Source organism: Sphingomonas sp. Mn802worker, from assembly GCF_000382485.1.
Lineage (GTDB): Bacteria > Pseudomonadota > Alphaproteobacteria > Sphingomonadales > Sphingomonadaceae > Sphingomonas.
The window spans coordinates 25,064-34,322 of record NZ_AORY01000013.1; the positions used below are offsets into that span (position 1 = coordinate 25,064).

The 9,259-nt window shown below is 62.1% G+C and carries 8 protein-coding genes; 3 read left to right on the forward strand and 5 right to left on the reverse strand.

Annotation, left to right across the window (positions count from 1 at the left end):
- Window positions 1–4: 4 nt before the first annotated feature.
- On the reverse strand, window positions 5–880 hold the full coding sequence (locus SMN802W_RS0112620; RefSeq protein WP_019517279.1) for a GPO family capsid scaffolding protein: 876 nt from the start codon (window positions 878–880) through the stop codon (window positions 5–7).
- Window positions 881–1,047: 167 nt separating this feature from the next.
- Between SMN802W_RS0112620 and SMN802W_RS0112625 the strand changes: the two genes are divergently transcribed.
- The 3 genes from SMN802W_RS0112625 (at window position 1,048) to SMN802W_RS0112635 (ending at window position 4,872) form a co-directional block, all read left to right on the forward strand.
- Window positions 1,048–2,847 carry a terminase large subunit domain-containing protein gene (locus tag SMN802W_RS0112625; protein WP_019517280.1) on the forward strand — a complete coding sequence of 600 codons (1,800 nt, stop codon included), beginning with the start codon at window positions 1,048–1,050 and terminating at the stop codon, window positions 2,845–2,847.
- Between the two features lies 1 nt (window position 2,848).
- Window positions 2,849–3,898 carry a phage portal protein gene (locus SMN802W_RS0112630; RefSeq protein ID WP_019517281.1) on the forward strand — a complete coding sequence of 350 codons (1,050 nt, stop codon included), beginning with the start codon at window positions 2,849–2,851 and terminating at the stop codon, window positions 3,896–3,898.
- 152 nt (window positions 3,899–4,050) lie between these two features.
- The gene (locus SMN802W_RS0112635) at window positions 4,051–4,872 is read left to right on the forward strand and encodes a DNA adenine methylase (protein WP_026326086.1); all 822 of its coding nucleotides are present in this window, start codon (window positions 4,051–4,053) and stop codon (window positions 4,870–4,872) included.
- 221 nt (window positions 4,873–5,093) lie between these two features.
- Here SMN802W_RS0112635 and SMN802W_RS18380 read toward each other — a convergent pair whose 3' ends face one another.
- The 4 genes from SMN802W_RS18380 to SMN802W_RS0112655 all read right to left on the reverse strand — a co-directional run.
- A complete protein-coding gene (locus SMN802W_RS18380) occupies window positions 5,094–5,675 on the reverse strand; it encodes a HEPN domain-containing protein (RefSeq protein WP_156818884.1) in 582 nt (193 codons plus the stop codon).
- Window positions 5,676–5,679: 4 nt separating this feature from the next.
- Window positions 5,680–6,846 (reverse strand): GmrSD restriction endonuclease domain-containing protein, encoded by a 1,167-nt coding sequence (locus SMN802W_RS0112645; protein WP_202951022.1) that lies wholly within the window; start codon window positions 6,844–6,846, stop codon window positions 5,680–5,682.
- 269 nt (window positions 6,847–7,115) lie between these two features.
- Complete coding sequence (locus SMN802W_RS17075) at window positions 7,116–7,823, reverse strand: hypothetical protein (RefSeq protein WP_156818885.1); 708 nt, start codon at window positions 7,821–7,823, stop codon at window positions 7,116–7,118.
- Between the two features lie 19 nt (window positions 7,824–7,842).
- Window positions 7,843–9,259 (reverse strand): tyrosine-type recombinase/integrase (locus tag SMN802W_RS0112655; RefSeq protein WP_338010608.1); only part of this gene is annotated, 1,417 nt, incomplete at its 5' end.

The window sequence follows — 9,259 nt, forward strand, 5'->3', positions numbered from 1 at the left end:
CCGATCAGCAGTCGGTCTTGAGGCCGTCAGCACCGCCGGTGGCGAGCTGACGCGGCGTGTTCGGCGTTTCCGTGCTCGACAGGCGCGTCGTGAGCGCGGCGAGGTCGGCGCCGATCTTCTCGACCTTGGTGTCGTTCGCCTTCGCGTAGGTCGCGATGGCGTTGTTGACGGTCTCGCCGATCGAGCGCGCGAACTCGGTCAGGCCGTTGTCGTTCGCCGGCTCCTTAGCGCCGCTCCCGCCCGTGGGCGGGGTGGTCGGCTGCTGCACCGGCGCATCGTCGGGCTTCGCGAACTTGGCGGTGAACCCGTCGAACATGCCCTTGATCGAGGCGAGCAGACCGGTCGGGTCACTGCCGTCGCCTTCCAGCACGATCTCGGCCTCGGTCGCCGCGGTAAAGAAGTTGGCCTTGTCCTGCTTGCGCAACGCGAGCGGGTTCGCGTCGCCGGCGCCAGCCGCGAAGGCGAGCATTTCGGTGCCGAGGCTGGCGGGGTTGTCGGTGACCGCGAGGCCGACCAGGCCGGCCTTGCTGGTCCCGCCGAAGTTCGGCGCGATCTCACACGAGGTGAACAGCTTCTGCTTGGCGCGGTTGAGCGTCAGCAGCTGATCGTTGGGGTCGAGCTGCGCGAACAGCGCGCGGCGCTTCACCGTCTTGCCGTCGATCACGAGATCGACGTCGTCGGCCTTCAACGCCGCCACGGTGCCGTAGGAGTTGAACGGCGGTTCCGGGCTGTAGCCGCGGATGTGCTCGCAGTTGATCGACGCGGTGTAGGTGGCGGGGTTGTAGCCGGTCGCCATCTGGTCGATCCAGTCGCGCTCGATCACGCGCCCGTCGGTGGTGCCGCCCTCGACGGCGATGCGGAAGAAGCGGGTCTTGGCCATTGTCGGTCTGGTCCTCGGGTCCGGTAAAGACACGCGGCGAGCGACCGCGTCAGCGCCGCGAACAGGGACCGAAGGGCGCGGCTTCTCAAGCGCACCCTCTTGTTGAATTGCTTTCTACAAGAGCGGGCTAGGGCAGGGCGTGCGGAGGCGTGGCTAGGCTCCGGCCGATGTCGATCCTCGCCGATCCCCTGACGCTCGCCCCCGAGGACCGCCGCCATGCGGCGCGCAGTCTCTACTGGCGCGGCTGGAGCTATGGCCAGATCGCCGACGAGCTTCAGCTCAACCGCGACACCGTGAAGAGCTGGGGCCGGCGCGACCGCTGGGATGACGCGCCGTCGATCCGCAAGCTCGAGGACTGCCTCGAGACGCGCCTGATGGTGCTGATCTGCAAGGACAAGAAGACCGGCGCTGATTACACCGAACTTGACGCGCTACGCCGCCAAGTCGAGAGCCTGGCCAAGGTGCGCCGCTACGAGGCGCCGGGCGGGCATTCGGGTGACCTGAACGACAAGGTCGCCAACCGCAACGCGGGCGAACGCAAGCCGAAGGCGAAGAAGAATCACTTCACGACCGTGCAGGCCGAACGCCTGCGCGAGATCTTCCTCGATCAGCTCTACGGCTACCAGGAAGCGTGGTTCGCCGCGCTGTCGCAACGCACGCGCATGATCCTGAAATCGCGCCAGATCGGCGCGACCTACTATTTTGCGTTCGAGGCGCTGATCGACGCGATCGACACCGGGCGTAACCAGATCTTCCTAAGCGCCAGCAAGGCGCAGGCGCACCAGTTCCGCTCCTACATCGTCGGCTTCGCCAAGCTGGTCGACGTGACGCTGACCGGCGATCCGATGCTGATCACGTCGGAGCTGCGCCCGGCGGACGAACCCGCGGCCGAGCTGCACTTCCTCGGCACGAACTTCCGCACCGCGCAGGGTCGGCACGGCAATTTCTACTTCGATGAGTTCTTTTGGGTCCACAGCTTCGAGGAGCTGAACAAGGTCGCCTCGGGCATGGCGACGCACAAGAAGTGGCGGAAAACCTACTTCTCCACACCATCGACGGTGTTGCATCCGGCCTATCCGTACTGGACCGGCGAGCGGCGCAATCGGCGTCGCAGCAAGGCAGACCGCGTCGAACTGGACGTGAGCCATGCAGCGTTGGCGGGCGGCGCGGTCGGTCCCGACAGGATCTGGCGCCACATCGTCAACATCCGCGATGCGGAAGAAGCCGGCTGCGATCTGTTCGACATCGCCGAGCTGGAGGACGAATACGCGCCCGACGAGTTCGCGAACCTGTTCATGTGCGACTTCGTGGACGACAGCCAGTCAGCGTTCCGCTTCAACGAGCTGGTTAAATGCGGCGTCGACACGCTGGAGGCATGGCCCGACTTCGACCCCGACGCGGCGCGGCCATACGGTGAGCGCGCGGTGTGGGCAGGGTATGATCCGCAGAACAGCGAGACCGGCGACAATGCGTCGCTGACGATCGCGGCACCGCCGAGCGCGCCAGGCGGCGTGTTCCGCCTGCTCGAGCGTCATCCCTTGCGCGGCATGGATTTCGAGCAGCAGGCAACCTTCGTTGAAACGATCCTGTCGCGCTACAATTGCACCTACCTCGGCGTCGACGCGACCGGGGTCGGCGCCGGCGTCTACCAGCTGCTCGCAAAGAGCGGTGTGCGCGGCGTGACGAAGATCGAATATTCGATCGAGCAGAAGCAACTCATGGTGATGAAGGCGCAGAACGTCGTCAGCCGCGGGCGCCTGGCGTTCGACAGCGGTTGGCTCGACGTCATCTCGTCGTTCGTCTCGATCAAGAAGACGATCACGCCGAGCGGGCGCAGCCTGACTTTCAAGGCCGGCCGCGGTGGCGAGGACGGTCACGCCGACCTCGCCTGGTCGATCATGCACATCCTGTTGAACGAACCGCTGGACGGCAAGGAACGCCCGACCGCGACGATGGAGATCTTCTGACATGGCGAAGCGAAGCCGGGTGCGCGCACTGGCGCGAAGCGAGGCGCACGAGGCGGCGATCGGCGCGGTCGAGCACCAGGCGAAGCCGGGACCGGTCGAAGCGTTCTCGTTCGGCGACCCGGAGCCGGTGCTCGACCGTCGCCAGATCCTCGACATGGCGGAATGCTACGCCAATGATCGCTGGTACGAGCCGCCAGTCTCGCGCGAGGGGTTGGCGCGGGCATTTCGCGCCTCGGCGCACCACAGCAGCGCGATCGAGTTCAAGCGCAACCTGGTCGCGGCATCACTCGAGCCGACGCGCTACCTGTCGCGCATCGACTTCATGAAGGCGGTGCAGGATTACCTGATCTTCGGCGATGCAATGTTCCAGCGCCATGACAATGTTTTTGGTGAGCCGCTGCGCGTCAGCCACGTGCCGGCGAAGTACGGCCGGCGCGGCGTCAAGCCAGGCACGTTCTTCTTCGTCCAGGGGGCGCTCGGCTCGACCGAGTTCGCGGCCGACAGCGTGATCCAGATCATGCAGCCAGACATTAACCAGGAGGTGTACGGTGTGCCCGGCTATCTGTCGGCGCTGCAATCGGCGTTGCTGAACGAAGCCGCCACGCTGTTCCGGCGCCGCTATTACCTGAACGGCAGCCATGCCGGATACATCCTCTACGCCACCGGCGATTTCCAGAACGGCGACACCGACGCAATGCGGCTGGCGCTGAAAAACTCGAAGGGGCCGGGCAATTTCCGCAACCTGTTCGTGCACGCGCCCGGCGGCAAGGAGGCTGGCATCAAGGTGATACCGATCGCCGAGGTTGGCGCGAAAGACGAGTTCCTCGGCATCAAGTCGGCGACGCAAGCCGACGTGCTCGCCGCGCATCGCGTGCCGCCCCAGCTGCTCGGGATCGTGCCGGCGCAAGGGTCGGCGTTCGGCAGTCCGAAGGATGCGACCGCGATGTTTCTCGAGCTGGAGATCGAGCCGATCAAGACGGCGCTGCTCGAGCTGAACGACCGGCTGGGCGTCGAGGCGATCCGATACCGCGAGCGCCCCGCGCTCGACTAGTTTCTGCGTCCGGTCAGGTGACCGGGCGGGGGAAGCCGGGTTGCCGCCCGGCTGAACCGACGAGGGATGATCTCGCCACGACACGATCGGCCAGTCGGCCGTCCCGCACCCGATTCGACTCGGGCGGGATCATAGATGCGAGATTTTCCTACATGTCATGTTCTATTTCTGTTCTCCCCGTCGCACCTGCGGCAGGGTACATCGGCGGCAAGCGCAACTTGGCGCGCCGCGTCATCGCGCTGCTCGGCCAAATACCGCACACGAGCTACGCCGAGCCCTTCGTCGGCATGGGTGGCATCTTCCTGCGCCGGCCGACCCGCCCCGCGGCCGAGGCGATCAACGACGTGTCAGGCGACATCGCCACGTTCTTTCGCGTGCTGCAGGAGCACTATCCCTACTTCATCGACATGCTGCGCTGGCGGGTGGCGAGCCGGGCCGAGTTCGAGCGGCTGCGCGCGATCCCCGGCGATCGGCTCACCGACCTGCAGCGCGCGGCGCGGTTTCTCTACCTGCAGCGCCTGGCGTTCGGCGGTCAGGTGGAGGGGCGTACCTTCGGCGTGTCGAAGGGGCAGGGTGCCCGGTTTAACGTTGGCAAGCTCGAACCGATGCTCGCCGAGATCCACGAACGCCTGCAGGGCGTGGTGATCGAGCAGCTCGGCTATGCCGACTTCATCCGGCGCTACGATCGCGACGGCGCGCTGTTCTATCTCGACCCGCCCTACTGGGGTTGCGAGACTGACTACGGCCAGGACGTGTTCGGCCGCGCCGACTTCGCCGCGCTCGCCGACCAGCTCGCCGGCATCAAGGGGGCGTTCGTCCTTTCGATCAACGACACGCCGGGCGCGCGCGAGGTGTTCGGCCGCTTTGACATGGTCGAGGTACCGGTGACTTACACGGTTGGCGCCGGCGCCGCGAAGAAGGTCGGCGAGCTGATCATCAGCAACCGGCTGATCGCGGGCGACCGCGCGGCTTAGCCACGCGCGTGGTCGCGTCGATCAGGGCGGGGCGGCAGGTGCCCCCCGGCCTGGTCGACCGGCCGACTTGCACCCCTACGAAACGCGCTATTCCCCCCGCCTCGCCCCCGAGCTTTATATGTCTGAAAGGGTGCAGCCTCATGAGAGAAGGCCATCGGCCTGAAACCTGCCTGAGTCGCCAAATTCGGCCGCGCCTCGCCGGGTGCAGTACGGTGCAGCTATCAGGCTTCAGAGGGCTCTCCTTGCGTTTCGCGTTCCCTGAGTTCAGCTAGGTAAGCCACGGTGAAACTGTGCAGGTCGTTGGTAAACGCGTCGACAAATTCCTTTGCCAGTCGGTACCTTGCCATGATCTCATCAGGACTCGCTTCCAGCGAAAAGCTTCCGAAGTTCTGATGGACAAGGCGGTTTCGATCGACTCCAATCGACAGAAACGCAGTTACGGTGGCAGCATAATCTGCGTCCCGTTTAAACTTGGCCTCCATGCTTTTTTTGAATTCATCGCCAAACATGGAGTAAAATTTGTTGGCGTTGGACCGGTCCCAATCAAACCAAGTATGGTACTGTCGAGATATCGCTTTCACTCGTACAACGCTGGAAAGAGGCGCTCCATTGCCCGCGTAATGATCGCTATAACTCTGTACATCGTTACTGAGTTTAACCTCGAAGTAACTGGCTGCCGACAAAAGAAGTGATTTCCGATGCAGATCGTCGACGGACGAGGCGAGTGATATCTCGCCAGCGGCACGAAGAATGCGCGAAACCTCTTGCATATTAGCGTAGAGGTCCTCGACCGGGTCTGCCATCGGTTTACAAGCTCGTTAGAATTGATCGAGCCGTATCAAGTCGGGTCGTTACGTTAGATGTTCGGGTGGTCCCCTCCAATGCTGCCGCATTGAACTTGGAGTTTGTCGACAGCTCCTTGATTTCCTTCATGCTCGCTTTGCCCTTGGGCTGCCGCTTTTCTGCAACCGCCTTCTCAAGCAAAGCGGTGAAAACAGCTTCGTAAAGAGCTATATTGAAACGACCATTCTTGATGTTCACAAAGATGTCACGGGGCAGCTTCTCTGTTGCTTTGAGAAAGCCCTCAAACAGGTCAGCAAGATAAGAATTTTGTATCGAAGTCTGAGACTCTGCCATCTTGGAGTATTGATTAAGAAAACGAACCATCGAAGGTGCGTAAGCTTTGTTACGTAGTAGCATGGCAAAGCCCCGAAGAAGGATCTCTATATCCTTCATATGCAGGTCCGGCTTGCTCGACTGAAGAAGTTCACGCCATAGGGGATGAATGTTCAACTTGTACAACGTGTCATAGAAAGGAGAATGGTACATACTTGTACGTATCTCCTGCGGACGAAGGTTTACTCCGCCGGTATTAAGGCGATTGAATACCTCATAGATCGCAGTGTCATCCCCGACAGGTGTATTCTGTTTTACAATGATGTTACGAATGGGGCGTAGGTCAAGCTGAGTCTTGTAATCGTCCAGAGTATGATAATTCAGGCCGTGGAATTTGCTTTGTTGATTAGGCAGTGCTCCAGACAACTTTAAATTAAAATCCTCAAAGTATTCATCGTTATGTATGATCCGGTCGGGGATGCCGCCGTTCTCATCAAAAATCGCGCGCAGCTCACCTCGCTTGTCAATTCGCGGAAATCTTCGTTTCAAGTAATAGTACACCGACATAAGTCGCTGCTGTCCATCAATCACCTGAAACCGATTTCTCGCTTGTTCGTAGAGAAAGAGCTGCGGAACTGGAATTCCAAGTATTAGAGACTCGATCAGCCGAGAAGCTCTGACTTTGTCCCACACGTAATTACGCTGGAAGCCCGGTATTCTGACGGCTCCGGCTTCGATAAAGCTATACAAAGTTAAAACGTTGAAATCATTCGGCGTTGCTGTGACATCGTATTCATCGATCTGACCGTCGACGTTTTCCTCGGCGTAATCGTCGAACCAGTCGGTAGAATCAGTCACTATTTCGCTCCGGTATTTCGGATCACTCTCGATCTGACGTCGAACAAGTCAAGCGTCTGAACTCATTTTCTGCGCCGGAAAAGCGGCTCACAAAGCGCGCCGCTGGCGCATTCATGGCACGGTTTGTGCCACTCCCTCCTAGGGAACCCCGGTCCCGCGCAAGCGGGTCCGTCCGACATCGGCTGTGATCGCTGTCGTTGGTCTGGTTAGCACCAGATCGAGCTAGGTGGAGCAGCAAGCTGCGCACGCCGAAGGCGTTCCTCTTATACTTAACCTCGCAGAGCCGGGTTCATTCCGCTCGGGCGATTTGCGTTACCGTCGAGTGCGCGGCCGAGCTTGGCGAGCATGTCGCCGAGCGGAGTGTCGCCGGCGCGGAAGCGTGCCAGCTCTTCGGAGGTGAGGCTTGCCAGCATGGTGGCGGTACGCTCTTCCTCTTCCTGGCGGCGCGTGACCTCGTCGGCCGGCACAGGCGCGCGGCCGAGCAGGCGGCGCACCATGTCCGCTGCCATCTTCGGCAAGGTCAGGGCGTAGGCGTTGGAGATCTGGCGCACCTGGGGACCGAACGGGTCGGGGTTCTCCAGCGGCTCGAATCTGCGTTCCCAGTTGAGAAAGCCCGCCTCACGCAGACGCACCAGCGCGTCGTGGATCGCGCTCTTCGACCGGCGCAGCCGATCCGCCAGGTACTCGATCGAAGGTTCGAGCCGACCAGTCTTGAAGTCGACGATGCGCATCATCTCGCGCAAAATGTCGAGGCCGATATGCCCGATCGGGCCGTTGCGCTTGCCCGGCTGCTTGTTCTCGCGGTCGTACTGCTCGGCCGCACGCATGCGAGCCATGCGCTCGGCCTTGTTGAACGGAGACCATAGCTGCCCCTCGCACGTGCCAGCCTTGCGGCTGTTGCGGTGGACCTTCTGTCCGGTGCGGTGCGCCTTGGTCGCGAAGCTACCGACCAGCTCGCCGAACGAACGCATCTTCATGCGACCGCTTCTGCGTGTGTCAGGCTCTGCGCGGCCCTTCGATCAGTGTGCGGGGATCCGCCAGCCCGTCCGAGAGCATGTCCGCCCACTCGCACGCGATCTGACGACGACGGGGCATATAGCTCGCGCGATTGTAGAGCGGTTCCACGCCCTTCTGAACGTGAGCTAGCATCAGGTCGATAACCTCGCGGTCGCCCGCACGGTTCTCCTCGCCGGCCAGCTCGTTCATGACGGTGGAGAAGGTCGACCGCCATCCATGCGGCACATGCACGCCCGAGAAGCCGGCGGCTCGATACAGCTTGCTGATCGTGCTGTCGCTGATCGGTCGACGTGCGCTTCGTACGCTGCGGAAGAGAAGGGGAGCAGTGCCTGACAGCTCCATCGCTATCCTCACGATCTCCACCGTTTGCGGCGCCAGCGGCACAATGAACTCGAAGGCAACATCTGCCTTCTGCTCCGTCACCAGCTTCATTTTGGCGGCGGGGATGCGCCAGATCGGTGCCACACCGTCCAGATCCTCGAACTCGCTCGCCTCGGCCAGGCGCACCGCGCCCGATCGCACTGCCGTCAGCGCAAGGAACCTCGAAGCTAGTTTCGTCAGCGGGTGCGCCGGCTCGATCTCCACCTTTCGCAACAGAGCTTGCGCAGCCTCCACCGTGCGCACGGCCGGAAACTTGCCACGTCTGATCCTGCTCAATCCGCGCTTGGTAACCGCCGCCGGGTCGGCCACCGCGACGCCGCTGCCGATCGCCCAGCCAAATACCTCGGAGACCCGCTGCCTCGTGCGATGCGCCGTCTCGATTGCGCCGCGCTTCTCGATGGGACGCAACGTGGCCAGCACGATCGGCGTGGTAATTGTGTCGATCGGGAGCGTGCCGATGCGCGGAAAGACGTCCTTCTCTAGGCTGCGCCTGACGTTCGTCGCATGCTTCGCCGACCAGACGGACTGCTGGCTCGCCATCCAGTCCTCGGCCAGCATCTGGAAGGTCGCACCGTGCCGAGCTGCATGCGCCGCGGATTGCTGTCGCTTGTGTATCGACGGATCCTGGCCACTGCGTAGCAATCGTGCCGCATCCTCGCGCAGCTCGCGCGCCTCCGCGAGCGAAACGTCCGGGTACGAGCCGAACGTCAGCCGCTTCTCCTTGCCCGCGATCCGATACTTCCAGCGCCAGCTTCTGTAGCCGTTGACCGTTATGTACAAGTAGAGCCCTTTGGCGTCCGCGAGTTTGTAGGGCTTCTCGGCACCTTTCGCCTGACGGCAAGCCTTGTCCGTCAGCACGCGATGCCCCCAACGCAAAAATCCGGTGCCCCGAATATGCCCCCAGAAATGTCGCGCTGCATATAGCTGCGATGATGCTTCGTGAGACAAACGGCAAGTGCGCTGCAGAGTAAGCAGCGCCGTTTTCGTGACGTTGTGAGACAACCTGATATGAGGC

Excerpts from the sequence above, each read along its gene's own strand:
- SMN802W_RS0112620 (WP_019517279.1), bottom strand. The coding sequence starts at position 880 with ATGGCCAAGACCCGCTTCTTCCGCATCGCCGTCGAGGGCGGCACCACC.
- SMN802W_RS0112625 (WP_019517280.1), top strand. The coding sequence starts at position 1,048 with ATGTCGATCCTCGCCGATCCCCTGACGCTCGCCCCCGAGGACCGCCGC.
- SMN802W_RS0112630 (WP_019517281.1), top strand. The coding sequence starts at position 2,849 with ATGGCGAAGCGAAGCCGGGTGCGCGCACTGGCGCGAAGCGAGGCGCAC.
- SMN802W_RS0112635 (WP_026326086.1), top strand. The coding sequence starts at position 4,051 with ATGTCATGTTCTATTTCTGTTCTCCCCGTCGCACCTGCGGCAGGGTAC.
- SMN802W_RS18380 (WP_156818884.1), bottom strand. The coding sequence starts at position 5,675 with ATGGCAGACCCGGTCGAGGACCTCTACGCTAATATGCAAGAGGTTTCG.
- SMN802W_RS17075 (WP_156818885.1), bottom strand. The coding sequence starts at position 7,823 with ATGAAGATGCGTTCGTTCGGCGAGCTGGTCGGTAGCTTCGCGACCAAG.